The following is a 26,995-nucleotide window of genomic DNA, read 5'->3' as shown; positions in this document are numbered from 1 at the left end:
GTGCTGATTGGAAAACGCTTAAATGACCGTTATAAGCTACTGAAAATGATTGGTGGCGGTGGAATGGCCAATGTGTATTTAGCTCATGATGATATACTTGGCCGAGATGTAGCGGTAAAAATATTAAGACTCGACTATTCAAATAACGAAGAGTTTATTAAACGTTTCCATCGAGAAGCGCAGTCTGTTACAACGTTGTCGCATCCAAATATTGTGAATATGTATGATGTCGGAGAAGAAGATGGTATATATTATCTTGTAATGGAGTATGTACCAGGACAAACATTGAAGCAATACATAATTGAGAGAGGGATGTTACCTATAGGAGAAGCTCTTGATATTATGGAGCAGTTAACATCCGCCATGGCACACGCCCATCATTTTGAAATTGTGCACCGTGATATTAAACCACACAATATTTTAATTCGAGCTGATGGAGTAATAAAAGTAACAGATTTTGGAATTGCGACAGCTACAAGTGCAACAACAATTACACATACAAATTCGGTACTCGGTTCGGTGCATTATTTATCACCAGAACAAGCACGCGGCGGGATAGCAAATAAACAATCAGATATTTATTCTCTAGGAATCGTTATGTTTGAGTTGTTAACAGGAAGACAACCGTTTTCTGGCGAATCTGCTGTTGCTATAGCTTTAAAACATTTACAAAGTGAAATTCCGTCTCCAAAGAGATGGAATGAAAATATTCCGCAAAGTGTCGAAAATATTATATTAAAGGCAACTGCGAAAGATCCGTTTCACCGATATCAATCTGCCAATGCGATGAAACGAGATATTGAAACTGCGCTATATCCAGAGAGGATAAATGAGCAGCCATTTTACATACCGGAAGATATGGAAGCGACAAAAGCGATTCCTATTATTCAACAAGAACAATTATTCGAAAATGTAACTGATGAAACAATTGTTTTAAAAGGAAGTAAAGTGGATGAACAGAAAAGAAAAGAAGAAACGGAATCAAATAAGAAGAAAAAAAGAAGTAATAAATGGATCAAGGTTTTAATAACGACATTTTTACTTTTAGCAATTGGAATAACGTTAGCGCTTACTGTAATTCCAGGATTCTTTATTCCAAAAGATGTAAAAGTCCCTGATGTGGCTGGTATGAAGTACGCGACAGCGGTAAATAAATTAGTTGAAAAGGGTTTTGAGGTTACGGAACCTAATATTGTATATACAGATGATGTTGAAGCCGGTGATGTGATAAAAACAGACCCTGTGGCAGGAAGAGTCGTGAAAGAAAACTCTAAAATTACTATCTATCAATCAGGCGGAAAAAAGAAAAGTAAGATGAGTGATTTCACAGGAAAAGATTTTGAGAGTATAAGGGCTGAATTAGAAGAAAAATATAAGCAAGTTACAATAAATTATATTGAAAATGATAGGCCGAAAGGTGAAATCGTAGAGCAAATCCCAACGCCGGATCAAATGGTAGTAGAGGCGGAACAAGAACTGAAAATTTGGGTAAGTAAAGGTCCTTATCAAATTAGGCCAGGTGATTTTTCAGGATGGACTGAAAATAGCGTAAATGGTTATTTGAATGAGAGAAAACTAACTCCAGATATAAAACGAGAGTATTCCGATACTGTTGATAAAGGACTTGTAATTTCGCAATCTCCAAAACCAGGAACACCGTTAAAAGAAGGAGATAAAGTGACGATTGTCATCTCAGAGGGTCCTAAGCCGAAAGTAACGAAAACAGTGAAAGTGGATAATATTTCTATTCCGTATGAGTCTTCTATAATAGGTGAGAAAAAACCGCAAACGATAGAAATTTATAAAGAAGATATGCAACAAAAAATGGATAGACCAATTGAAACTAGAACAATTTCAGAGTCGGCAACTATTTCTTTAGAATTTGTAATTCAAGAAGGTACAAAAGGACACTATAAAATTGTACGAGATGGTGTAACGATTATCGACAAAGAAGTACCATACCCAACTCAATAATGATGACTTCCATTTTCTTTCTAGAGGGGATGGAACGTATTACTCTTGCCTGTTATGCTGTCCACTTATAGTGGAATGTATAACAGGCAAAAATATATGATTCAAAAAGTTATAAAAGTGATACTGTTATAAATAATATGTTGAATTTGATGGTAGATTAAATATATTAACTTGTATATATGACGGGTTTTGAAATAAGTATTTAAAGAATTCTAATCCATTCAATATGAATTACAGGTTCACTTTATACAAAATAAAGGAGAATTATATGCCAGAAGGAAAAATTGTAAAAGCTCTAAGTGGGTTTTATTATGTGCAGCATGAAGAAGGGATTACCCAATGCCGCGGGCGTGGTGTGTTCAGAAAAAATAAAATTACACCACTGGTAGGAGACCAAGTTGTTTTTCAAGCAGATAATCCGAGTGAAGGATACGTGCTTGAAGTATTTGATCGAAAAAATGAACTTGTTAGGCCTCCTATTGCTAATGTTGATCAAGCAATTCTCGTTTTCTCAGCAGTAGAACCAGATTTTAATCCGGGACTGTTAGATCGATTTTTAGTGCTGATTGAATATCATAATATTAAGCCGATTATTTGTATTAGTAAGATGGATTTAGTGGATGAAAGAATGAGAGAGACTGTTGAATCTTATGCGAATGACTATCGTGAGATGGGATATGATGTATTATTTACTTCTATAAATACATCGGAAAGTATTGATATTTTAAAACCATTCTTAGAAGGCTGTGTTTCTGTTGTAGCAGGGCAATCTGGTGTTGGAAAATCTTCTATGCTTAACGTTTTACGCCCAGATTTAGAATTGAAAACGAATGATATTTCCTCGCATTTAGGACGCGGGAAACATACGACAAGACACGTAGAATTAATTGCGGTTGGAAGCGGACTAGTTGCAGATACACCTGGTTTTAGTTCACTTGATTTCATAGATATAGAGGTAGAAGATCTTACATATTGTTTTCCAGAGTTGAAAGAAGCGAGCCAATACTGTAAATTTAGAGGGTGTACACATCTTTCCGAACCGAAATGTGCTGTGAAGGCTGCGGTTGAAGAAGGAAAAATTACAGAATATCGTTATAAGAATTACAAACAATTCGTAGAAGAAATTAGAGAGAGAAAGCCGAGGTATTAGTTATGATTAAAATTGCACCATCGATCTTATCAGCAGATTTTTCAAAATTAGGGGAAGAGATTAAAGATGTAGAAAAAGGCGGAGCGGATTACATTCACGTCGATGTAATGGATGGACATTTCGTACCAAATATTACGATTGGACCATTAATTGTAGAAGCTATCCGTCCGATTACATCGTTACCATTAGATGTACATTTAATGATTGAAAATCCTGATAACTATATCCCGACTTTTGCAAAAGCGGGAGCGGATATTATTACTGTTCATGTAGAGGCGTGCCCTCATCTGCATCGTACAATTCAGTTAATTAAATCTCATGGCATTAAAGCGGGAGTTGTATTAAATCCGCATACGCCAGTTTCAACGATTGAGCATGTATTAGAAGATATAGATATGGTATTACTTATGACAGTAAACCCAGGATTTGGTGGGCAGAAATTTATCCATTCTGTATTACCGAAAATTAAACAAGTTGCAGAAATGGTTAAAGAGCGCAATCTAGAAGTAGAAATTGAAGTTGATGGTGGTGTAAATGCTGAAACAGCAAGACTTTGTGTTGAAGCAGGAGCAAATGTACTTGTAGCTGGATCAGCAGTATACAATCAAAAAGACCGCGGTGAAGCAATTCGTGTCATTCGTGGATAATGAATGAACGAGTCTTTATCCCAGTGAAACTTCTAGTGTAGTAAGTTTTCACTATTTATAAAGGATAGAGAAAAAATATGTAAAAAGGCAATCTACCGAATGGCAGATTGCCTTTTTACAATAGAAGGGGAAGGAAACATGATTATTCATATTTTAGCGGGCGGACCTGCGGAATATTGTGCAGATTTTTCTCGATATGAAAGTGAGAAAGTAGTGTGGGCGGCAGTTGATAGAGGCGTATATCGCTTATTAAAAGGAGGGATTACTCCAGCTGTTGCGTTTGGAGATTACGATTCAGTTACTGAAGAAGAATTAGTATGGATGGGCCAGCAAACAAATGACTTACATATTGTTCCTCGTGAAAAAGATCAAACAGATTTAGAAATTGCGATTAACTGGGCGTTAGAACAAAATCCGACATTGATTCGTATTTTTGGTGCCACCGGTGGCAGGCTCGATCACGGTTTAGCAAATATACAGATGCTTTTAAGAGGGTTAGAAGTAGAGATAGAAATGTGTATTGTAGACAATAAAAATGAAATAAGCGTGAAAAAAGTGGGTACACATATAATTGAAGACAATAAAAATTTCCCTTATGTATCTTTTGTGCCGGTTACTGAAATAGTGGAAGGGATTACATTGCTTGGATTTAAGTATCCTCTAACTAATAAAACAATAGAATGGGGATCAACACTTTGTATTAGTAATGAACTCGTTGAGGAAAAAGGTACTTTTTCATTTACTTCTGGCATATTAATGGTGATAAGAAGCACTGATTAAAGAAACAATTTTGCTCCTTACATCATATAGTGAACAAGTGGAGTAATGGGGATTAGGAGGGAAACCATGAGATTTTATACAATTAAGTTACCTAAATTTCTTGGTGGAATTGTTCGTGCCATGTTAAATACCTTCAAAAAAGATTAAAAAAAGCACCTATTACCGGTGCTTTTTTCATTGTCATAGTAAAAAAAGAGCCTAGAGGCTCTTTTTTTTATTATTAAACACGTTCGATTTTGCCAGATTTTAATGCTCTAGCAGAAACGTAAACACGTTGAACTTTTCCGTCGATGCGTACGCGAACTTTTTGAAGGTTAGCGCCCCATTTACGTTTTGTAGCGTTCATTGCGTGAGAACGAGAGTTACCAGAACGAGCTTTTCTTCCAGTGATAGCACAAACACGAGCCATTTATATTTCCCTCCCTTGATACCTTACCATACGTAATTTTTCAATGTTAGTCTTTTTTGCGATGCTAAAAACACTACTATAATTTAACACAACTAAAAAGAGAATGCAACACCGTAGAAAAAAGAAATCAAGAAAAATTACTTGACACCATATGTCGATGATGAAAAGCTGAAATCAAGAAAAATTACTTGACATATTATAGTGGTACATGTTGTATAATAACAATGGACTATTTTGCTCATCATAAAAAATGTGATTTAAAACATAAAATATGAGAGTGAAAAGAAAGAACGATGGAATTTTCTTTAAAAAGATTATATGATAGTAACTAAAGTAGTCTAGCTCACTTTCACCATTTATGAAGGGGGAAACGAGATGTCAATTGAAATTAAAACGAAGTATGGTCAAATTGATATTAGTACAGATGTAATTGCAACAATTGCTGGAGGTGCCGCAGTAGATTGCTACGGTATCGTAGGTATGGCATCAAAAAATCAGTTAAAAGATGGTTTAACAGATATTTTACGAAAAGAAAACTTCACTAGAGGTGTTATTGTTCGTAAAGATGAAGATGAAGTACATATTGATATGTATATTATTGTGAGCTATGGTACGAAAATTTCAGAAGTAGCACATAACGTGCAGACGAAAGTGAAATATACATTAGATCAAACTGTAGGACTAGCAGTAGATTCTGTAAACATCTACGTACAAGGAGTTAAAGTAATAAACTTGTAATGTGCATTAAGGAGGAAAATCTGTGTCAATTCAAAAAATTGATGGGAAACGTTTATCACAAATGATCATGCAAGGAGCGAATAATTTAACAAATAATGTTCAGCTTGTTGATGCATTAAACGTATTTCCAGTTCCAGATGGCGATACCGGTACAAACATGAACTTATCAATGACTTCAGGCGCACGTGAAGTGAAAGAAAATCCTTCACAGCATGCTGGTAAAGTCGGCGTAAGTTTAGCCAAAGGATTATTAATGGGAGCTCGTGGTAACTCTGGTGTTATTTTATCTCAGTTATTCCGTGGTTTCTCTAAATCCATTGAACAAAAAGAAGAATTAACAACAGTTGATTTTGCTGCAGCTTTAGATGCTGGGGTAGAAGCGGCTTACAAAGCGGTTATGAAACCGATTGAAGGAACGATTTTAACGGTTGCAAGAGAAACGGGTAAATATGCAGTGACAGTTGCGAAAAAACAGCGCGACTTTGTTTTGTTTATGGAAGACGTTGTGAAAGAAGCAAATGCATCGTTAAATCGTACGCCAGATTTATTACCTGTATTAAAACAAGTTGGCGTTGTAGATAGCGGTGGTAAAGGTCTTGTTGTTGTATATGAAGGATTTTTAGCTGACTTAAAAGGAGAAACGATTTCTTCTAATGTGTCTGCCCAACCATCTATGAATGACATGGTACGCGCAGAACATCACCGTAGTGTACAAAGCCAATTGAGTACAGAAGATATAAAGTATGGATATTGTACGGAATTCATGGTGAAATTAGAGCCTGAAAAAATGAAAGAACATAATTTCTCTGAACAAAAATTCCGTGAAGATATTAGTGTATACGGAGATTCACTACTTGTTGTATCAGATGATGAGGTTGTTAAGGTTCATATTCATGCGGAACATCCTGGAGATCCTATGAATTATGGACAACGCTATGGTAGTTTAATTAAGATTAAAGTAGAAAATATGCGTGAACAGCATACTGCTTTATTAGATGAGCCTACTATGATGCCTGAGCCGACTAGCCAGTCTAAAGAGAAACAACCGTACGGTATCGTAACTGTAGCTATGGGATCTGGTATCAAAACTTTATTTGAGAGCATTGGCGCGACGAAAGTGATCGAAGGTGGCCAAACGATGAATCCAAGTACGGAGGATATTGTGAAGGCGATTGAAGAAGCGAACGCTGAAAAAATCATTATTTTACCGAATAACGGAAATATCGTGATGGCAGCAGAACAAGCAGCGTCAGTTGTTGATCAAGAAGTGATTGTGATTCGTTCGAAAACAGTTCCTCAAGGTATGGCTGCAATGTTAGCATTTAATCCAGTTGGAACGTTAGAAGAGAATGAAGAAAACATGAAAGAAGCTTTATCTCATGTGAAAACCGGTCAAATTACGTATGCGGTACGTGATACGGAAATTGATGGTGTAGCAATTCAAAAAGATGATTTCATGTGTATCGCAGATGGAAAAATCGTATCAACAAATGCTGAAAAAGTAGGGGCTGCAAAGCAATTACTAGAAGCACTTATTGATGAAGATTCTGAAATCGTAACGATTCTACAAGGTGAAGATGCGACTGACGAAGAAGTAGCTGAGTTAGTTGAATTTGTAGAAGAGAATTTTGAAGATGCAGAAGTAGAAGTACATGCTGGAAACCAACCGGTGTATTCTTTCATCTTCTCTGTAGAATAAGAAAAAATTCGTTTTGAAAATAAATGGATTACTTACTTGCTAATGGATAAGAAGTAGTAATATGAAGTTTATTACTAGTTTTTATTCAAAAGGCTAGCATATTGAAGATGAAAAAGAGCCTTGCTGCTAATAGTGAGGCTCTTTTCTTTCGTGTTGCTTATGATGGATTTGAGTAGTTTCTCTTAGAATGCCTATGATAGAATATATAAGGTAAAATAGAGCGATTACAGATGTCAATCGCGTTAATGGATAATGAATCAAAGAAAATAATGTGACGGAGCGTGAGAATCTTGAATGAAGTTGTACAAGTTCCTGTTACGGATGTAAAGGGAATCGGAGGAGAAACATCTGAATTACTACACGAGATGGGAATTTATACAGTTTCTCATCTATTAGAACATTTTCCGTACCGTTATGAAGATTATGCGATGAAAGATCTTGCTGAAGTAAAGCATGATGAACGGGTAACAGTTGAAGGGAAAGTTCATAGTGCTCCTTTACTACAATATTACGGGAAGAAGAAGTCGCGTCTTACGGTTCGTGTCCTCGTCGGTCGTTATTTAATTACAGCTGTATGTTTTAATAGGCCGTACTATAAGCAGAAGTTAAATTTAGAGGAAACGGTAACGATTACTGGTAAATGGGATCAGCATCGTCAAACGATTGCGGTATCAGAGCTTCATTTTGGACCAGTTGCACGTCAACAAGAAGTAGAGCCTGTATACTCAGTGAAAGGGAAACTTACAGTAAAGCAGATGCGCCGTTTTATTGCCCAAGCATTCAAGGAGTATGGAGAATCTATAGTTGAAGTGCTGCCTGATGGATTGCTTAGTCGATATAAATTATTGCCGCGTTATGAAGCGCTTCGGGCATTGCATTTTCCAGCAGGGCAGGAAGATTTAAAACAAGCACGTCGCCGTTTTGTATATGAGGAGTTTTTCTTATTTCAGCTGAAAATGCAAACATTACGGAAAATGGAGAGGGAAAATTCGAAAGGGACGAAAAAAGAAATTCCTTCAGCAGAATTGCAAGAGTTTATCGATGCACTTCCGTTTCCGTTAACTGGTGCGCAGAGCCGGGTAGTAGATGAAATTATGAAAGATATGACATCTCCTTATCGAATGAATCGTCTGTTGCAAGGTGATGTAGGTTCTGGGAAAACAGTCGTTGCAGCGATTGGTCTTTATGCAGCGAAATTAGCACATTATCAAGGTGCTTTAATGGTTCCTACAGAAATTTTAGCGGAGCAACATTATCAATCGCTCGCAGAGACGTTCTCACACTTTGGTATGAAGGTTGAATTGCTAACAAGTTCTGTTAAAGGTGTAAGGCGTCGAGAGATTTTGGCGAAATTAGAACAAGGAGAAATAGATATCCTTGTCGGAACACATGCTTTAATTCAAGATGAAGTTATCTTTCATAGGTTAGGTCTCGTTATTACTGATGAACAACATCGATTTGGTGTAGCACAGCGACGAGTTTTAAGGGAGAAAGGTGAAAGTCCAGATGTATTATTTATGACAGCGACCCCAATTCCGCGTACGTTAGCAATTACTGCATTTGGAGAGATGGATGTTTCTATAATCGATGAGATGCCAGCTGGTAGAAAGGTAATTGAAACATACTGGGCAAAACATGATATGTTAGATCGAGTTCTCGGTTTTGTGGAGAAGGAGATAAAAAAAGGAAGACAAGCATATGTAATTTGTCCCCTTATTGAAGAATCTGAGAAACTTGATGTACAAAATGCGATCGACTTACATAGTATGCTGACTCATCATTATCAAGGGAAATGTCAAGTTGGATTAATGCATGGAAGATTATCATCTCAAGAAAAAGAAGAGATAATGGGACAATTTAGTGAAAATAAAGTGCAAATTCTCGTGTCGACAACGGTTGTTGAAGTAGGTGTGAACGTACCGAATGCGACTGTAATGGTTATTTATGATGCAGAGCGTTTCGGTTTATCGCAGCTTCATCAGCTCAGGGGACGTGTTGGGCGTGGTAGTGAACAATCATATTGTTTATTAATCGCGGATCCAAAATCGGAAACGGGAAAAGAGCGAATGCGTATTATGACCGAAACGAACGATGGATTTGTATTGTCAGAAAAAGATTTAGAGTTAAGAGGTCCTGGAGATTTCTTTGGAAGTAAGCAAAGTGGTTTACCAGAATTCAAGGTTGCTGATATGGTACATGATTATCGAGCGTTAGAAACTGCAAGACAAGATGCAGCATTACTAGTAGATTCCGAAGCGTTTTGGCATAATGATCAATATGCTTCGCTACGTACTTATCTTGACGGGACAGGTGTGTTCCAAGGAGAGAAGCTCGATTAAAGGGAGGCAACAAAAGTTTTTGTTGCATTCTACTTTTAATGATTATATACTACTGTTAGTACCTAGTCATAAAAATGGATGGTGCGGTATGAAAAAAAGAAGAAGTAAAAAAGAAAGACAAGAATTATTACAACAAACAATAGAAACGAATCCTTTTATTACGGATGAAGATTTAGCAGAAAAATTTCAAGTGAGTATACAAACCGTACGTCTTGATCGTATGGAATTATCTATTCCTGAATTAAGAGAAAGAATTAAACATGTAGCTACGAAGCAACATGAAGAAGATGTGAAATCTTTACCGTTAGAAGAGGTTGTCGGAGAAATTATCGATATAGAATTAGATAGACATGCGATTTCTATCTTTGAAGTGAAGGTAGAACACGTATTTAAAAGAAATCAGATTGCCCGTGGGCATCATTTGTTTGCACAAGCAAACTCACTAGCTGTTGCAGTTATTGATGAAGAATTAGCTTTAACTGCAAAGTCTACCATTCGATACATTCGTCCTGTAAAATTAGGAGAGCGTGTTGTTGCAAAAGCACGCGTTGAAGATGTAGAGAATGATAAAGGACGGACCGTTGTAAAAGTGCGTAGCTTTGTTGGAGAAGAACTTGTTTTTACAGGCACTTTTGAAATGTATCGATCTAGTAATTATAGTGAGGAAGGTAACAACTTATGAAAATCGCAATAGATGCAATGGGCGGCGATCACGCTCCAAAGGCTGTCGTATTAGGAGCAATGAAAGCTATTAAGGAATATTCTGATTTACATATTACGTTAGTAGGGAAAGAAGAGGAAATTCGTCAATACTTAACGAGTGAAGAGCGAATTACTATACTTCATACAGATGAAAAAATCGAATCGACAGATGAGCCAGTAAGAGCTGTTCGTCGAAAAAAACAAGCTTCAATGGTACTAGCAGCGCAGCAAGTGAAAGACGGCGTAGCGGATGCTTGTATATCAGCTGGTAGTACAGGAGCTTTAATGGCGGCTGGATTGTTTGTTGTAGGTCGTATGGAAGGAATTGAGCGACCAGCTTTATCCCCTACAATGCCAACTGTTGATGGAGAAGGTTTTGTTATGTTAGATGTTGGAGCGAACGTTGATGCAAAACCAATTCATTTATATCAATATGCAGTAATGGGATCTGTATACGCTGAGAAAGTAAGGGGAATTAAAAATCCTCGCGTTGGACTTTTGAACGTTGGAACAGAGGATGGCAAAGGGAACGAGCTTTCAAAACAAGTCTTTGCAATGCTTAAGGATGCCCCAATTAATTTCGTTGGGAACGTTGAATCAAGAGATTTATTGCAAGGTGTAGCAGATGTTGTTGTGTGTGATGGTTTTACAGGGAATGTAGCGCTAAAATCATTAGAAGGAACGGCACTTGCATTATTCTCTATGTTAAAAGAGCAGTTAATGAGTTCGTTTACGAGTAAATTAGCAGCAGCGGTATTAAAGCCAAAACTTATGGTATTAAAAGATAAAATGGATTATTCGGAGTATGGGGGAGCGGCATTGTTTGGATTGAAAGCTCCTGTCATTAAGGCTCACGGTTCTTCCAATGACCAATCGATATTTAGTGCGATTCGTCAAACGAGAGAAATGGTAGCGAAAGAAGTAATTCCTACTATTTCAAGTGTAATGGAGAAAGAGCCACTCCAATAAGAGGAGGATTTGAAATGGGAAAACTAGCATTTCTTTTTCCGGGCCAAGGTTCACAGGCAGTTGGAATGGGTAAACAGTTAGCGGAGAATAATAAAGAGGTTGCAAATGTGTTTGCAAAAGCAGATGAGGTGTTGCAAGATTCACTTTCAGAAGTGATTTTTGAAGGACCGCAGGAAAAGCTTACGTTAACGACAAATGCGCAGCCTGCCTTATTAACAACGAGTTTTGCTATTTTGACAGCTTTGAAAGAGTATGATATTACACCAGACTTTGTTGCAGGACATAGTTTAGGTGAATATAGCGCTCTTGTAGCAGCGGGTGCAATAACTTTTGAAGACGCTGTATACGCTGTAAGGAAACGTGGGGAATATATGGAAGAAGCTGTTCCTGGCGGAGAAGGTGCAATGGCGGCTATTTTAGGTGCTGATCCACATATGCTGAAACAAGTTACAGAAGAAGTAACAAGTGAAGGATATGCAGTACAAATCGCTAATATGAATAGTACGAAGCAAATTGTGATTTCTGGAACAAAGCAAGGAGTCGAGATTGCTTCTCAAAGAGCGAAAGAAAATGGTGCAAAGAGAGCAATTCCGCTTAAGGTAAGTGGACCGTTCCACTCTTCACTTATGAAGCCGGCAGCTGAGAAGTTCCAAAGTGTCCTAAATGAAATTACAATTCAAGATACGAATATTCCTGTTATCGCAAATGTAACAGCAGACGTTATTACAAGCGGTACACATATTCAAGAAAAGCTAATTGAACAGCTCTATTCGCCTGTCTTATGGTACCCGTCCATTGAAAATATGGTGAGTCAAGGTGTAGATACATTTATTGAGATTGGACCTGGGAAAGTACTTGCTGGACTTATGAAGTCAATTGATTCATCAGTGAAAGCATATGCGATATATGATGAAGAGACATTAAAAGATACCATTTCAAATTTGAGAGGAGAAAACTGATGTTAAAAGGGAAAGTAGCATTAGTAACTGGCGCGTCACGTGGAATTGGTCGTGCGATTGCGATTGATTTAGCGAAACAAGGGGCAAATGTTGTAGTAAATTATGCTGGTAATGAGCAAAAGGCAAATGAAGTAGTTGATGAAATAAAGAAATTAGGTTCGGATGCAATTGCAGTAAGAGCAGATGTTGCAAATGCTGAAGACGTTACAAATATGGTGAAACAAACTGTAGATACATTTGGACAAGTTGATATTCTTGTAAATAATGCAGGTGTAACAAAAGATAATTTATTAATGCGTATGAAAGAAGAAGAATGGGATACAGTTATTAATACAAACCTAAAAGGTGTATTCTTATGTACGAAGGCAGTATCTCGATATATGATGCGTCAACGTCATGGACGTATTATTAATATCGCTTCTGTTGTTGGAGTAACAGGTAATCCAGGACAAGCAAACTATGTTGCTGCTAAAGCGGGTGTAATTGGATTAACAAAAACATCAGCAAAAGAGTTAGCGAGCCGTAATATTACTGTAAATGCAATTGCTCCTGGGTTTATTGCCACAGATATGACAGACGTATTAGATGAAAATATAAAAGCTGAAATGTTAAAATTAATTCCTGTAGCTCAGTTTGGTGAAGCGGAGGATATCGCAAATGCTGTAACTTTCTTTGCTTCTGATCAAAGCAAATATGTTACAGGTCAAACGTTAAATGTTGATGGCGGTATGGTAATGTAATAAAAGAATTGATTTCAGCTAGTTTTTTTGGCCAATATTTAATATAATATTTGAGGGGAGGTGAATGGAATGGCAGATGTTTTAGAGCGTGTAACAAAAATCATCGTTGATCGTTTAGGTGTAGAAGAAACTGAAGTAGTACCAGCTGCGAGCTTTAAAGAAGATTTAGGCGCAGACTCCCTAGATGTAGTAGAACTTGTAATGCAATTGGAAGATGAATTCGAAATGGAAATTTCTGATGAAGATGCTGAAAAGATTGCTACTGTTGGCGATGCTGTGACTTACATAGAGAGTCATCTATAATGCTTAAGTGAAGTCCCGTTTTTTAGCGGGGCTTCTCGGCTTATATCTGGAGGGACTTATGCCGTACCGAAAACATAGAGAAAAAAAATACGAAACAAAATATCGTGAAGCGTTTAAAGTATTTCAAGAAGAAATAGGTATTACGTTTTCAGATGAAAAATTATTGATTCAAGCATTTACGCATTCATCGTATGTGAATGAGCATCGAAAAAAACCGCATGAGGACAATGAGCGTCTTGAATTTCTTGGTGATGCTGTATTGGAACTCACTGTATCGCAGTATCTGTTTCAAAAATATCCGACAATGAGCGAAGGAGAGTTAACAAAACTACGTGCAGCTATTGTATGTGAACCATCTCTTGTTCGTTTTGCAAATGAATTGTCATTTGGTAGCCTTGTTTTATTAGGAAAAGGCGAGGAAATGACGGGTGGACGTGAACGACCAGCTTTATTAGCGGATGTCTTTGAAGCGTTTATTGGTGCCCTTTATCTTGATCAAGGGCTTGAAACAGTTTGGGGATTCTTAAAAGAAGTTGTATATCCGAAAATTAATGAAGGTGCTTTTTCTCATGTGATGGATTATAAGAGTCAATTACAAGAGTTGATTCAGCGTGATGGTAGTGGCAATATTGAGTATCAAATTTTGCAAGAAAAAGGACCGGCTCATAACCGAGAATTTGTGTCACGTGTTACGTTAAATAACGTGGCTTTAGGTCTTGGTAGTGGCAAGTCGAAAAAAGAAGCAGAGCAACAAGCTGCTGCAGAAGCATTGAAAAAATTAAAAGAACAACTATAAGGAATCCCCCTTTGAATGAGGGGGATTCCTTATGCATAGAATGAAACTTTCTTTTGTTTGTGAATAAAGGGAAGGGAAATCCGTATAATAGCTCGTTTTTGTATAGATAACAGTTATAATAACGGAGAATAGGAGGAAGGCCTTTCGTGTTTTTAAAAAGATTAGAAATAGCAGGATTTAAGTCGTTTGCTGAGCGCGTATCTGTTGATTTTGTCCCAGGTGTAACTTCTGTAGTAGGACCTAATGGAAGTGGGAAAAGTAATATTACTGATGCGATTCGCTGGGTACTTGGTGAACAATCTGCAAAATCGTTACGTGGTGCAAAGATGGAAGATATTATTTTTGCGGGCAGTGATACGAGAAGAGCAGTTAATGTTGCTGAAGTAACATTAACTTTAAATAATGAAGATCAACGTTTACCGATTGAATATAATGAGGTGTGTGTAACACGTCGTGTATCTCGTTCTGGTGATAGTGATTTTTATATTAATAAACAATCATGTAGATTGAAAGATATTATCGATTTATTTATGGACTCTGGTATGGGAAGAGAAGCTTTTTCGATTATTAGCCAGGGGAAAGTTGAAGAGATTTTAAGTAGTAAATCGGAAGAACGTCGTGGTGTATTTGAAGAAGCTGCTGGAGTGCTGAAATACAAACTTCGTAAAAAGAAAGCTGAAGCAAAATTAGCAGATACACAAGAAAACTTAAATCGTGTACAAGATATCATTCACGAATTAAGTAGTCAAGTAGAACCTTTAGAAAGACAAGCTTCTATTGCGAAAGATTATCTTGAGAAAAAAGAAGAATTAGAGAAAGTAGAAGCGGCGCTTATTGTACATGAAATTGAAGAATTACATGAGAAATGGGAAGCGCTTCGAAATCAGTTTGGACATAATAAAAACGAAGAAGCTAAAATGTCAACGCATTTACAAAAAGGTGAAGAAGAGCTAGAGGAATTACGAGGACAATTACAAGCAGTAGATGAGTCTGTAGATTCCTTACAAGAAGTACTTCTTCTTTCTAGTAAAGAGCTAGAAAAGTTAGAAGGACAGCGTGAGTTATTAAAAGAGAGAAAACAAAATGCAACGACGCATTGTGCGCAACTCGAGCAGTTAATTGTTGAATTAACAGAGAAAGCTACAAGTTATGATGGTGAAATTGAATCCAGTACAGAAGTGTTGATGCAATTTGTAAATCAAGTAAAAGAGTTGGAAACGAAATTGCATGATAATGAGTTACTGCTTGCAACTTTTGCTGACAATTTAGAGGAACAAATTGAGAATTTAAAAGGTGACTATATTGAACTTTTAAATCAACAAGCTAGTCATCGCAATGAGTTATCTATGATTGAAGAACAATCTAAACAACAAAACTCTAAAAATGAACGCCTTGATGAAGAAAATGCGAAATATGTAGAAATGCGTATGGAAATTACCGCGAAAAAGACGAAGCTTGTGGAAAGTTATGAACAAGTGAAAGAAAAAGTAGCTGGTATCCTTTCGAATATACAAAAGACAGAAGCGACACTTGGGAAATGCAAGACGCAGTATAGTGAAAATGAAACAAAACTGTATCAAGCGTATCAATTTGTACAACAGGCACGTTCTCGAAAAGAAATGCTAGAAGAGATGCAAGAAGATTACTCTGGTTTCTATCAAGGAGTACGTGAAGTATTAAAAGCTAGAGAAAATAAGTTGCAAGGCATCGAGGGTGCTGTCGCAGAACTGCTAACAGTACCGAAAGAATATGAAATTGCAATGGAAATTGCTCTAGGTGCAGCAATGCAGCATATTGTCGTACAAAAAGAAGAACATGCTCGTAATGCAATTGCGTTTTTAAAACAAAATAAACATGGGCGAGCAACGTTTTTACCGCAAGCTGTTATTAAAAGTAGATCGTTATCATTTGAACAATTACGTATTGTAAATCAACACCCATCGTTTGTAGGTGTGGCGGCAGAACTTGTGCAATATAACAATAAATATGAAAATGTAGTTTCGAATTTATTAGGTACTGTTATTGTTGCGAAAGATTTACGCGGGGCAAATGAGTTAGCGAAACAACTGCAATACCGTTATCGCATTGTAACAATCGAAGGTGATGTAGTGAACCCTGGTGGTTCTATGACAGGTGGAGCGGTAAAACAGGCAAAATCTTCTTTATTAGGACGTCAACGTGAACTAGAAGAGTGGACGAGCAAGTTAACTGATATGGAAGAGAAAACAACGAAGTTAGAAAACTTTGTTAAAGCAGTAAAGCAAGAGATTCAAGAAAGAGAAGTGCAAATACGCGAACTAAGGCAAAGTGTAGAAGTAGAGCGTGTAGATGAACAGAAATTAAGAGAAGAAATTAATCGCTTAGAATTAGAAGAACATCGTATTAATGATCGTTTATCTATTTACGATTTAGAGATTGAAGGATTCTTACAAGATCAAGTGAAGATACAAGGGCGTAAAGAAGAGTTAGAAAAGATTTTAGCGACTCTTCAAGCCGAGATTACGGGATTAGATAGCAAAATTGTCGCTTTAACTAAACAAAAAAGTGAGCAGCATTCTTCGAAAGAAAAAGTTCAAAAAGAAATGACTGAGTTGAAAGTGTTGGCGGCTGAAAAGCAACAACGCTTATCTAATCAAAAAGAAAAAGTTGAACGATTGACGAAAGAAAAAGAAGAAACGGATGCAACGCTTGTCAAAACGAAAGAGGATTTAGCATTCCTAAAACAAGAAATGACATCGAATTCAAGTGGTGAAGAGCAAATTACGAATATGATTGAGAAGAAAGCATATGATCGTAATCAAACTTCAGAGTTAATTCGCTCTCGTCGCGAACAACGCGTATCGTTACAAGAGAGAGTAGAACAGTTAGAGCGTAACCTGAAAGAAACAACAGGTAAGCATAAATACATTCTTGAGATGTTGAAAGATCAAGAAGTAAAAATAAACCGACTTGATGTAGAGTTAGAAAATAGATTACAGCATTTACGTGAAACATATACAATTTCATTTGAAGCAGCAAAATTGAAGTATACAATGATAATGCCTGCTGAGGATGCACGTAAAAAGGTGAAACTAATTAAACTATCCATCGAAGAGCTAGGCACAGTAAACTTAGGGGCAATTGAAGAGTATGAGCGTGTAGCAGAGCGTCATACATTCTTACTGGAGCAAAAAGATGATCTAGAGGAAGCGAAAACGACATTGCACCAACTTATTACTGAAATGGATGAAGAGATGAAAAAACGCTTTTCTACTACGTTTGAAGGAATTCGAATGGAGTTTCAATCAGTATTCTCTGAATTATTTGGAGGCGGTAGAGCGGATTTAGTCATGACGAATCCAGAGGACTTGTTAAATACTGGTATTGATATTGTAGCGCAACCGCCAGGGAAGAAACTGCAAAACTTAGGTTTACTTTCAGGTGGAGAGCGTGCTTTAACAGCCATTGCGCTGCTATTTGGTATTTTAAAAGTGCGTCCAGTTCCATTCTGTGTACTAGATGAGGTAGAGGCGGCTCTTGATGAGGCGAATGTTGCCCGTTTTGCACAGTATTTAAAGAAATTTAGTGATGAGACACAGTTTATTGTCATTACACATAGAAAAGGTACAATGGAAGAGTCTGACGTATTGTACGGTGTAACAATGCAAGAGTCAGGGGTATCTAAACTTGTTTCGGTTCGTTTAGATGATGGAGAAGAACTAGTGGCAAGTAATTAGGAAGGATGGGACAGTATGAGCTTTTTTAAAAAATTAAAAGAAAAAATTTCAAAACAAACAGATACGGTAACAGAGAAATTTAAACAAGGGTTAGAAAAGACGAGAAATTCGTTTGCAGATAAAGTAAATGATTTAGTTTATCGTTATCGTAAAGTAGATGAAGATTTCTTTGAGGAACTAGAAGAAATTTTAATTGGTGCAGATGTCGGAGTTTCGACGGTAATGGAATTAATTGATCAATTGAAAGAAGAAGTGCAACGTCGTAACATCCAGGATCCAAAAGAAGTACAAGCTGTTATTTCAGAAAAGTTAGTAGGAATTTACAAAGGTGATAGTGAATTTAGCAACGAAATTAATATGCAAGAGGATCAACTAACAGTTGTTTTATTTGTCGGTGTTAATGGCGTAGGAAAAACGACGACGATTGGTAAACTAGCACATAAATTCAAAACAGAAGGTAAGTCTGTCCTATTGGCGGCAGGAGATACATTCCGCGCGGGAGCGATTGAACAATTAGAAGTATGGGGCGATCGCGTTGGTGTAGAAGTGATTAAACAAGGATCAGGATCTGATCCAGCGGCGGTTATGTATGACGCTGTACAAGCTGCGAAAGCACGTAAAGTAGACGTATTACTATGTGACACAGCAGGGCGCTTACAAAATAAAGTAAACTTAATGAAAGAGTTAGAGAAAGTGAAGCGTGTAATTGAGCGTGAAGTACCGGGGGCTCCTCATGAAGTATTACTTGTTATTGATGCAACAACAGGACAAAACGGTTTAAGTCAAGCGAAAACATTCCGTGAAGCAACGAATGTTACTGGTATTGTTTTAACGAAGTTAGATGGAACTGCTAAAGGTGGTATTGTATTAGCGATTCGTAACGAAATGGATGTACCGGTGAAATTTGTTGGATTAGGGGAGCAAATGGATGACTTGCAGCAGTTTGATCCAGAACAATATGTGTATGGTTTATTTGCGAACTTAGTAGAAACAGAAGAAGTGTAAGTGAAAGAAGCGGTATTTTCCGCTTCTTTTTCTATAAAAAATATGTGATGTTAAGAAAAAAACTTGACACTCTTTTGTACTCCATGTAAACTAATTCATGTAAAGGGAAATCACTTAACAAAGGATGATCCAACATGCTCGAGAAAACAACGAGAATGAACTATTTATTTGATTTTTATCAATCGTTGTTAACGCAAAAACAAAGAAGTTATATGTCGCTTTATTATCTAGATGATTTATCTCTTGGTGAAATTGCGGAAGAATTTGATGTAAGTCGCCAAGCCGTGTATGATAACATTAAACGGACTGAAGCGATGCTTGAAGAATATGAAGATAAATTAGTATTACTTCAAAAGTTTCAAGAGCGACAGCGACTTGTTGCAAAGCTAAAACAGCTAATCAGCGAAGAAGAGCATGTGAATGAAGAAATGAAACAAGTTGTTGAAGCTATCGAAAAATTAGATTAGGAGGGCGGCAATATGGCATTTGAAGGATTAGCCGACCGACTTCAACAGACAATGCAAAAAATCCGCGGCAAAGGAAAAGTTTCTGAAGCCGATGTGAAAGAAATGATGAGAGAAGTTCGTCTAGCTCTTTTAGAAGCGGACGTTAACTTTAAAGTAGTAAAAGATTTTGTAAAGCGTGTGTCTGAACGTGCTGTCGGACAAGATGTAATGACAAGTTTGACACCTGGACAACAAGTAATTAAAGTCGTACAGGAAGAACTTACAGAACTTATGGGCGGAGAGCAAAGCAAAATTGCTGTTGCTAATAGGCCACCGACTGTTATAATGATGGTTGGTCTGCAAGGTGCGGGTAAAACAACGACGACAGGTAAGCTTGCGAATTTGCTTCGTAAAAAGCATAATCGTAAACCAATGCTTGTTGCAGCGGATATTTACCGTCCAGCAGCGATTAAACAGCTTGAAACATTAGGGAAGCAATTGGACATGCCTGTATTCTCTTTAGGAGATCAAGTAAGTCCTGTTGAAATTGCGAAACAAGCGATTGCAAAAGCAAAAGAAGATCATCACGATTATGTTTTAATCGATACAGCAGGTCGTCTGCATATTGATGAAGAACTAATGGATGAATTAGCGAAAGTGAAAGAAGTTGCGAAACCGGATGAAATTTTCCTTGTTGTCGATGCGATGACGGGTCAAGACGCGGTAAATGTTGCACAAAGTTTCCATGAACAGTTAGGTTTAACAGGTGTTGTATTAACGAAATTAGATGGTGATACGCGCGGTGGTGCGGCATTATCTATTAAGGCTGTAACAAATACACCGATTAAATTTGCTGGTATGGGTGAAAAACTAGATGCGATTGAAGCGTTCCATCCAGAGCGTATGGCATCCCGTATTTTAGGGATGGGAGACGTCTTAACATTAATTGAAAAAGCGCAAGCTACAGTTGATGAAGAGAAAGCAAAAGAACTTGAGCAAAAAATGCGTACGCTTTCGTTTACGCTTGACGATTTCCTAGAACAACTTGGACAAGTGCGTCAACTTGGACCGCTTGATGAATTGTTAGGAATGCTTCCTGGTGCAAATAAAATTAAAGGGCTGAAAAATGCGCAAGTTGATGAAAAACAAATTGGGCATATTGAGGCAATTATTCGTTCTATGACTAAATTAGAGCGAGAACAACCGGAAATAATCAATGCTAGTCGCAAAAAGCGCATTGCCAAAGGTAGCGGTACAACGGTACAAGAAATCAATCGTTTAATCAAGCAATTTGATGATATGAAAAAGATGATGAAAACGATGACTGGCATGCAAAAAGGTAAGAAAAAAGGACTAGGTGGATTGAAGTTTCCATTCATGTAAGGAAAAAAGATGGCTCTGTTAAGAAAAAATACTTTACAAAGCAATAGTCTTTTTGCTAATATAATTATCTGTGTGAAATAAATTCGGAGGTGCTTTATAAATGGCAGTTAAAATTCGTTTAAAACGTATGGGAGCTAAAAAAACTCCTTTCTATCGTGTAGTTGTTGCAGATTCTCGTTCTCCTCGTGACGGACGTTTCATTGAGGAAATCGGTACTTACAATCCGGTTGCTCAACCAGCTGAAGTTAAGATCAACGAAGAAGCAGCATTAAAATGGTTAGGAAATGGTGCTAAACCATCTGATACAGTTCGTAACTTATTCTCTAACCAAGGTATCATGGAGAAATTCCACTTATCTAAACAAGGTAAGTAATTGAGGCAATGACTATGAAGAAGTTAGTCGAGACGATTGTCAAGCCTCTTGTCGATCATCCTGAAGATGTAAAAGTTACACAGGAACTTTACAACGGAGAGATAAAGTATCGATTAACTGTACATCCTGAGGATGTTGGAAAAGTCATTGGAAAGCAAGGGAGAGTTGCAAAAGCAATTCGAATGCTCTTGTATTCAGTGGGACATCATAATGATGAAAAGGTAACACTGGAAATTCAATAAACGTAAAAAGGGCGAGGAGTTATTTCCTCTCCCTTTTTTAACATTTAAAGAGAAGTTGCATGTTCCATATATGAAATGGAAATGCTTAATTTATATAGAAACCAGGGGTGACATACTATTTATGACAAAGTGGTTTAACGTAGGGAAAATTGTAAATACTCATGGCGTAAGAGGAGAAATTCGTGTTATTTCTCGTACTGATTTTCCAGAAGAGCGATATAAAGTAGGAAACACATTATACATAAGTAATGAGAAAAGTACAGACTACCTTCCGGTGAAAGTAACTTCTCATCGTCAACATAAGACATTTGATTTATTAACATTTGAAGGATACAACAATGTAGATGAAGCAGAGAAGTTCAAAGGTTCTTTCATAAAAGTACCAGAAGAGCAGTTAGGTGAACTAGCTGAAGGTGAATACTACTACCATGAAATTATTGGTTGCAGTGTTGTAACGGAAGAAGGAGAAGCGTTAGGAACGATAAAAGAAATTTTATCTCCTGGTGCAAATGATGTTTGGGTAATTAAACGTCCAAAAGGTCAAGATCTATTAATTCCTTATATTGATGATGTTGTACTTCAAGTTAACATTGAGAATAAATTAGTAACCATTCATGTAATGGAAGGATTGCTATAATGAAAATTGACATTTTAACATTGTTTCCAGATATGTTTACGGGTGTGTTTGGATCTTCAATTTTAAAGAAAGCACAAGAAAAAGAAGCGGTAGAGCTTCGTGTTGTCAATTTCCGCGATTATACAACGAGTAAGCATAATAGCGTAGATGATTATCCGTATGGTGGTGGAGCTGGGATGGTATTAACCCCTCAGCCTATCTTTGATGCAGTGGAAGAGTTAACGAAGGAAACAGACCGTAAACCGAGAGTTGTTTTAATGTGTCCACAAGGAGAGCGTTTTACGCAGAAGAAGGCAGAAGAGCTTGCTGAAGAAGAGCATGTTATTTTTGTGTGTGGTCATTATGAAGGGTACGATGAACGAATTCGTGAGCATCTCGTAACAGATGAGATTTCTATTGGTGACTACGTATTAACCGGCGGAGAGTTAGCCTCTATGGTTATTACTGATAGTGTCGTGCGTCTTCTGCCAGGAGTGTTAGGAAATCATGCTTCACAAGTTGAGGATTCGTTTAGTACAGGTTTATTAGAACATCCTCATTATACACGTCCAGCTGATTTTCGTGGTATGAAGGTACCGAATGTATTAATGTCAGGAAATCATAAAAATATTGATGAATGGCGACACAAAGAATCACTACGTCGTACGTACACGCGTAGACCGGATTTACTGGAAGAACGAGAATTATCTAAGCAAGAAGTGAAATGGCTAGAACAGATTAAAGAAGACAAGTAAGGGCTAGATATATTTTCTATTGCAACAGTCCTAGCAATATGCTATTATAACACTTGTGCTACTGAAATCAGTGGCCGTATTAACGATGTTCCGCTGTAATTTATTAAGACTTTATAAGAGCATCTGTTTAAAGGAGAGAATTTAATATGCAACAATTAATCGCAGAAATTACTCAAGGCCAATTAAAAACTGACCTTCCTTCATTCCGTCCTGGAGACACTTTACGTGTACACGTAAAAGTAGTTGAGGGAACTCGTGAAAGAATTCAGCTTTTCGAAGGTGTTGTAATTAAACGTCGTGGTGGCGGAATCAGTGAAACATTCACAGTTCGTAAGATTTCTTACGGTGTAGGTGTTGAGCGTACATTCCCAGTTCACACGCCAAGAATCGCGAAACTTGAAGTACTTCGTCGTGGTAAAGTACGTCGTGCTAAGTTATACTACTTACGTAACCTTCGCGGTAAAAAAGCACGTATTAAAGAAATTCGATAAGACATGTATGGGAGCTTGTAAATGCACAAGCTCCCTTTTTCCAATCTATATAAAATTTTGATATAATACGAGCAGCTTACATAATCGTGGAGGGGAAATGCATGAAGAAAGAAAAGAGTTCACTTTGGGAATGGATCAAGGCGATTTTGATTGCTGTTGTATTAGCGGGTGTTATTAGACAGTTTTTCTTTGCGCCAATTCTCGTAGATGGAGTGTCGATGGCGTCTACTTTACATGATCGCGATCGAATGATTGTCAATAAAATTGGTTATCACATAGGAGATCCGAAACGATTTGATATTATCGTATTCCGAGCAACGGAAGATAAGGATTATATTAAGCGCATTATCGGCCTGCCAGGCGATGAAATAGAGTATCGTAATGATAAACTATATGTTAACGGAAAGGCTTATGAGGAGCCGTATTTAGACAAGCAGAAAAAACAAATTGCTGACGGACCGCTTACATATGATTTTACTCTTGAAGAAATGACAGGGAAGAAAACTGTTCCAGAAGGTCAATTATTTGTTTTAGGCGATAATCGTCGTTTTAGTAAAGATAGTCGCTCGATTGGTACAATTTCAATGGACCAAGTGATTGGAAAAGCAAATATACTATATTGGCCGTTAAAAGATGCTCGTATTGTGAAATAAAAGAAAAAGAAGGTGGCAACATGGTAATTCAATGGTTCCCGGGACATATGGCAAAGGCTAGACGCCAAGTAACAGAAAAATTAAAGTTAATTGATGTTGTAATTGAGCTTGTAGATGCTCGATTACCTTTATCTTCTCGAAATCCAATGATCGATGAGATCATTACACATAAACCGAGGCTTGTTGTTTTAAATAAAGCGGATATGGCAGATGATCGTTTAACAAAGCAATGGATTGCATATTTTAAAGAAAAAGAACAAATGGCAATTTCAATTAACGCACAAGCTGGACAAGGTATGAAGGAAATTGCAGCGGCTTGTAAAGTGTTGGTGAAAGAAAAATTTGATAAAATGGCTGCAAAAGGTATTAGACCGAGAGCGATTCGTGCATTAATTGTAGGTATACCGAATGTTGGTAAATCTACGTTAATTAATAAGTTAGCGAAGAAAAATATTGCTAAAACAGGAGATCGCCCTGGTGTGACAACGGCTCAACAATGGATTAAAGTTGGGAAGGAAATGGAACTGTTAGATACACCTGGTATTTTATGGCCTAAATTTGAAGATCAACTAGTGGGTCTTCGTTTAGCGACAACAGGCGCAATTAAAGATTCAATTTTAAATTTACAAGATGTTGCTGTTTACGCACTACGTTTTATGGAGAAACATTATCCAGAACGTCTGAAAGAGCGATATAATTTAAATGAAATTCCAGAAGATATTGTAGAGTTATTCGATGCAATTGGAAAAAATAGAGGCTGTTTAATGGGCGGCGGAATGATTGATTATGATAAAACATCTGAGCTTGTACTTCGTGAGCTTCGCGGTGGAAAACTTGGAAAAATGACGTTTGAAACACCGGAAGAGTTTGCAGAGCAGACAGAAGATGTAGAAAAAATAGAAGAAGTATAAGACGTGCGTTAGTGCGTCTTTTCTTTTTTGTATATAAAGGGAGTGGCATGAATGCAAAAAGTGACTATTCAAGAAGCGGAACGTTTATTGCATGAAATAATGAGTGAAGAAGATGATCGCTTTCAACTATTAATGAAAGACGAGCGAAAAGGGATACAAAAGCTCATTTTGAAGTGGCATAAACAAAAAGAGCTAGCGCAGAAAGAAAAAGAAAAGTTTTTCGAAATGTCTAGGTACGAGATTGCATTACGTGAAAAAGGGCTCAAACTTATCGCGGGTATAGATGAAGTAGGGCGTGGGCCACTAGCTGGGCCTGTCGTGACGGCAGCTGTTGTCCTTCCGGAAGATTTTTATATTCCAGGGTTAAATGACTCGAAAAAGCTGAGTGAGGCGAAGCGAGAGCGTTTTTATGATGAAATCAAAGCACAAGCAATTGCAATTGGAGTTGGAATTGTATCACCACAAATGATTGATGAGATAAATATTTATCAAGCGACGAAACAAGCGATGTTAGATGCTGTTGCGAATTTATCTTGTGCACCAGAATATTTATTAATTGATGCGATGAAACTTTCTACACCAATTCCGCAAACATCCATTATTAAAGGTGATGCGAAAAGTATTTCTATTTCAGCTGCATCCATTATTGCGAAGGTAACGAGAGATCGTATGATGAAAGAACTTGGAGAAAAGTATCCTGCATATGGATTTGAACAACATATGGGATATGGTACAAAACAACATTTAGAAGCGATTGAAGCGCATGGAGTATTAGAAGAACATCGGAAATCGTTTGCACCAATTAAAGATATGATTCAAAAATAAGCTGCGAATATGCAGCTTATTTTTTTATTTTGGTATATGAACATTACTATTTTCAAAAAAGAATAAAGCGATTTCAGTTTTCTGACACTTTATTGTAGACAGCGTGCCAATCATCTTATACAATGGCAATGTAATGTTTTTTAAACATTAAAAAACTTTTCGAGTAAAACAGGAAAACAGGGGAGGATGGGACCATGAATATCCATGAGTACCAAGGTAAGGCAGTCCTTAGAAGCTATGGGGTTAGCGTTCCGAACGGGAAGGTTGCATTTACAGTAGAAGAAGCTGTAGAAGCAGCGAAAGAATTAGGAACGGATGTATGTGTAGTAAAAGCACAAATTCACGCTGGTGGACGCGGCAAAGCTGGCGGAGTAAAAGTTGCAAAAAATTTAGATGAAGTTCGTACATATGCAGAGAGCATTTTAGGAACTACACTTGTGACACATCAAACAGGTCCTGAAGGTAAGGAAGTAAAACGCTTACTTATCGAAGAAGGTTGCGATATTAAAAAAGAATATTATGTTGGTCTAGTTTTAGATCGTGCAACTTCTCAAGTTGTTTTAATGGCATCTGAAGAAGGTGGAACAGAAATTGAAGAAGTAGCAGAACAAACACCTGAAAAAATCTTTAAAGAATATATTGATCCAGCAGTAGGCTTACAAGGCTTCCAAGCACGCCGAATCGCATTTAACATCAATATTCCAAAAGAGCTTGTAGGACAAGCTGTGAAGTTTATGATGGGCTTATACCGTGCGTTTATCGAAAAAGATTGCTCTATCGCGGAGATTAATCCACTTGTTACAACAGGTGACGGTAAAGTTATGGCATTAGATGCGAAATTAAACTTTGATTCTAATGCTTTATATCGCAATAAAGACATTTTAGAACTTCGTGATCTTGATGAAGAAGATTCAAAAGAAATTGAAGCTTCTAAATATGACTTAAACTATATTCCATTAGATGGAAATATCGGTTGTATGGTTAATGGTGCAGGTTTAGCGATGGCAACAATGGATATCATTAAACATTACCATGGCGATCCAGCTAACTTCTTAGATGTTGGTGGCGGTGCAACAGCTGAAAAAGTTACAGAAGCATTCAAAATTATCCTTTCTGACAAAAATGTAAAAGGTATCTTTGTTAACATTTTTGGTGGCATTATGAAGTGTGATGTTATCGCAGAAGGTGTTATTGAAGCGACGAAACAAGTAGGTCTTGAATTGCCTTTAGTTGTACGTCTTGAAGGTACAAACGTAGAGTTAGGTAAGAAGATTTTAAATGAGTCTGGCTTAAATATTGTTGCAGCAGAATCTATGGCAGACGGTGCACAAAAAATTGTTTCACTAGTGGGCTAATAGAAAGCGGGGGAGAAAA

Annotated in this window: 28 protein-coding genes; 27 read left to right on the top strand and 1 reads right to left on the bottom strand. The window is 37.3% G+C overall.

The window, feature by feature from the left end; genetic code table 11:
• The 5 genes from prkC to spoVM all read left to right on the top strand — a co-directional run bounded on the left by prkC (window position 1) and on the right by spoVM (window position 4,698).
• Window positions 1–1,974: a serine/threonine protein kinase PrkC gene (prkC, locus tag MHB74_RS18885; RefSeq protein ID WP_061678217.1), complete on the top strand. Its 1,974-nt coding sequence runs from the start codon at window positions 1–3 to the stop codon at window positions 1,972–1,974.
• Window positions 1,975–2,242: 268 nt separating this feature from the next.
• A complete protein-coding gene (gene rsgA / locus MHB74_RS18880) occupies window positions 2,243–3,124 on the top strand; it encodes a ribosome small subunit-dependent GTPase A (protein ID WP_001113938.1) in 882 nt (293 codons plus the stop codon).
• 2 nt (window positions 3,125–3,126) lie between these two features.
• Complete coding sequence (rpe, locus tag MHB74_RS18875; protein ID WP_061678216.1) at window positions 3,127–3,771, top strand: ribulose-phosphate 3-epimerase; 645 nt, start codon at window positions 3,127–3,129, stop codon at window positions 3,769–3,771.
• A gap of 99 nt (window positions 3,772–3,870) precedes the next feature.
• Window positions 3,871–4,551, top strand: a complete 681-nt coding sequence (locus tag MHB74_RS18870; RefSeq protein ID WP_061678215.1) for a thiamine diphosphokinase — start codon at window positions 3,871–3,873, stop codon at window positions 4,549–4,551.
• Between the two features lie 66 nt (window positions 4,552–4,617).
• Complete coding sequence (gene spoVM / locus MHB74_RS18865) at window positions 4,618–4,698, top strand: stage V sporulation protein SpoVM (RefSeq protein ID WP_001213599.1); 81 nt, start codon at window positions 4,618–4,620, stop codon at window positions 4,696–4,698.
• 73 nt (window positions 4,699–4,771) lie between these two features.
• Here the strand turns inward: spoVM and rpmB are convergent, their stop codons facing one another.
• Window positions 4,772–4,960 (bottom strand): 50S ribosomal protein L28, encoded by a 189-nt coding sequence (gene rpmB, locus MHB74_RS18860; RefSeq protein ID WP_000124776.1) that lies wholly within the window; start codon window positions 4,958–4,960, stop codon window positions 4,772–4,774.
• 375 nt (window positions 4,961–5,335) lie between these two features.
• On the opposite strand from rpmB, the gene MHB74_RS18855 reads away from it, so the two are divergent.
• From MHB74_RS18855 to sucC, 22 genes are all read left to right on the top strand, one after another.
• Window positions 5,336–5,698 (top strand): Asp23/Gls24 family envelope stress response protein, encoded by a 363-nt coding sequence (locus MHB74_RS18855; protein ID WP_000021109.1) that lies wholly within the window; start codon window positions 5,336–5,338, stop codon window positions 5,696–5,698.
• A gap of 22 nt (window positions 5,699–5,720) precedes the next feature.
• Entirely contained in the window at window positions 5,721–7,397 is a 1,677-nt protein-coding gene (locus tag MHB74_RS18850; protein WP_061678214.1) for a DAK2 domain-containing protein, read from the top strand.
• Window positions 7,398–7,687: 290 nt separating this feature from the next.
• Window positions 7,688–9,736, top strand: coding sequence for an ATP-dependent DNA helicase RecG (recG, locus tag MHB74_RS18845; RefSeq protein WP_061678213.1), 2,049 nt, complete (start codon window positions 7,688–7,690; stop codon window positions 9,734–9,736).
• A gap of 88 nt (window positions 9,737–9,824) precedes the next feature.
• A complete protein-coding gene (gene fapR, locus MHB74_RS18840) occupies window positions 9,825–10,418 on the top strand; it encodes a transcription factor FapR (protein WP_000747352.1) in 594 nt (197 codons plus the stop codon).
• Window positions 10,415–11,407 carry a phosphate acyltransferase PlsX gene (gene plsX / locus MHB74_RS18835; RefSeq protein WP_000684108.1) on the top strand — a complete coding sequence of 331 codons (993 nt, stop codon included), beginning with the start codon at window positions 10,415–10,417 and terminating at the stop codon, window positions 11,405–11,407. The genes fapR and plsX overlap by 4 nt, the downstream gene beginning before the upstream one ends.
• 14 nt (window positions 11,408–11,421) lie before the next feature.
• Window positions 11,422–12,366 carry an ACP S-malonyltransferase gene (gene fabD, locus MHB74_RS18830; RefSeq protein ID WP_061678212.1) on the top strand — a complete coding sequence of 315 codons (945 nt, stop codon included), beginning with the start codon at window positions 11,422–11,424 and terminating at the stop codon, window positions 12,364–12,366.
• A complete protein-coding gene (gene fabG / locus MHB74_RS18825; RefSeq protein ID WP_061678211.1) occupies window positions 12,366–13,106 on the top strand; it encodes a 3-oxoacyl-[acyl-carrier-protein] reductase in 741 nt (246 codons plus the stop codon). The genes fabD and fabG overlap by 1 nt, the downstream gene beginning before the upstream one ends.
• Before the next feature lie 69 nt (window positions 13,107–13,175).
• Complete coding sequence (acpP, locus tag MHB74_RS18820; protein WP_000786062.1) at window positions 13,176–13,409, top strand: acyl carrier protein; 234 nt, start codon at window positions 13,176–13,178, stop codon at window positions 13,407–13,409.
• Window positions 13,410–13,467: 58 nt separating this feature from the next.
• Window positions 13,468–14,205 (top strand): ribonuclease III, encoded by a 738-nt coding sequence (gene rncS, locus MHB74_RS18815; protein ID WP_001146868.1) that lies wholly within the window; start codon window positions 13,468–13,470, stop codon window positions 14,203–14,205.
• Between the two features lie 146 nt (window positions 14,206–14,351).
• The gene (gene smc, locus MHB74_RS18810; RefSeq protein ID WP_061678210.1) at window positions 14,352–17,921 is read left to right on the top strand and encodes a chromosome segregation protein SMC; all 3,570 of its coding nucleotides are present in this window, start codon (window positions 14,352–14,354) and stop codon (window positions 17,919–17,921) included.
• A gap of 15 nt (window positions 17,922–17,936) precedes the next feature.
• Window positions 17,937–18,926, top strand: a complete 990-nt coding sequence (gene ftsY, locus MHB74_RS18805; RefSeq protein ID WP_000007660.1) for a signal recognition particle-docking protein FtsY — start codon at window positions 17,937–17,939, stop codon at window positions 18,924–18,926.
• Between the two features lie 134 nt (window positions 18,927–19,060).
• Window positions 19,061–19,393: a putative DNA-binding protein gene (locus MHB74_RS18800; RefSeq protein ID WP_000891061.1), complete on the top strand. Its 333-nt coding sequence runs from the start codon at window positions 19,061–19,063 to the stop codon at window positions 19,391–19,393.
• Window positions 19,394–19,405: 12 nt separating this feature from the next.
• Window positions 19,406–20,755 carry a signal recognition particle protein gene (ffh, locus tag MHB74_RS18795; protein WP_000863466.1) on the top strand — a complete coding sequence of 450 codons (1,350 nt, stop codon included), beginning with the start codon at window positions 19,406–19,408 and terminating at the stop codon, window positions 20,753–20,755.
• 100 nt (window positions 20,756–20,855) lie between these two features.
• Window positions 20,856–21,128, top strand: coding sequence for a 30S ribosomal protein S16 (gene rpsP, locus MHB74_RS18790; RefSeq protein ID WP_000268750.1), 273 nt, complete (start codon window positions 20,856–20,858; stop codon window positions 21,126–21,128).
• Window positions 21,129–21,142: 14 nt separating this feature from the next.
• Window positions 21,143–21,370 carry a KH domain-containing protein gene (locus MHB74_RS18785; RefSeq protein ID WP_000737399.1) on the top strand — a complete coding sequence of 76 codons (228 nt, stop codon included), beginning with the start codon at window positions 21,143–21,145 and terminating at the stop codon, window positions 21,368–21,370.
• 121 nt (window positions 21,371–21,491) lie between these two features.
• Window positions 21,492–22,007 (top strand): ribosome maturation factor RimM, encoded by a 516-nt coding sequence (gene rimM, locus MHB74_RS18780; protein WP_061678209.1) that lies wholly within the window; start codon window positions 21,492–21,494, stop codon window positions 22,005–22,007.
• The gene (gene trmD, locus MHB74_RS18775) at window positions 22,007–22,741 is read left to right on the top strand and encodes a tRNA (guanosine(37)-N1)-methyltransferase TrmD (protein ID WP_061678208.1); all 735 of its coding nucleotides are present in this window, start codon (window positions 22,007–22,009) and stop codon (window positions 22,739–22,741) included. The genes rimM and trmD overlap by 1 nt, the downstream gene beginning before the upstream one ends.
• A 146-nt stretch (window positions 22,742–22,887) precedes the next feature.
• Entirely contained in the window at window positions 22,888–23,232 is a 345-nt protein-coding gene (gene rplS, locus MHB74_RS18770; protein ID WP_001186518.1) for a 50S ribosomal protein L19, read from the top strand.
• Window positions 23,233–23,333: 101 nt separating this feature from the next.
• Window positions 23,334–23,885, top strand: coding sequence for a signal peptidase I (lepB, locus tag MHB74_RS18765; protein WP_000711857.1), 552 nt, complete (start codon window positions 23,334–23,336; stop codon window positions 23,883–23,885).
• 20 nt (window positions 23,886–23,905) lie between these two features.
• Complete coding sequence (gene ylqF / locus MHB74_RS18760) at window positions 23,906–24,796, top strand: ribosome biogenesis GTPase YlqF (protein WP_061678207.1); 891 nt, start codon at window positions 23,906–23,908, stop codon at window positions 24,794–24,796.
• A gap of 51 nt (window positions 24,797–24,847) precedes the next feature.
• The gene (locus MHB74_RS18755; protein WP_061678206.1) at window positions 24,848–25,621 is read left to right on the top strand and encodes a ribonuclease HII; all 774 of its coding nucleotides are present in this window, start codon (window positions 24,848–24,850) and stop codon (window positions 25,619–25,621) included.
• A 194-nt stretch (window positions 25,622–25,815) separates the two neighbouring features.
• Entirely contained in the window at window positions 25,816–26,976 is a 1,161-nt protein-coding gene (gene sucC / locus MHB74_RS18750) for an ADP-forming succinate--CoA ligase subunit beta (RefSeq protein WP_001020792.1), read from the top strand.
• The last annotated feature ends 19 nt before the right edge of the window (window positions 26,977–26,995 follow it).

This window comes from Bacillus sp. FSL K6-0069, assembly GCF_038007785.1.
Taxonomy (GTDB): Bacteria; Bacillota; Bacilli; order Bacillales; family Bacillaceae_G; genus Bacillus_A; species Bacillus_A mobilis.
Note: the sequence above shows the minus strand (reverse complement) of the source record. Positions and strands in the feature narration are given on the sequence as shown.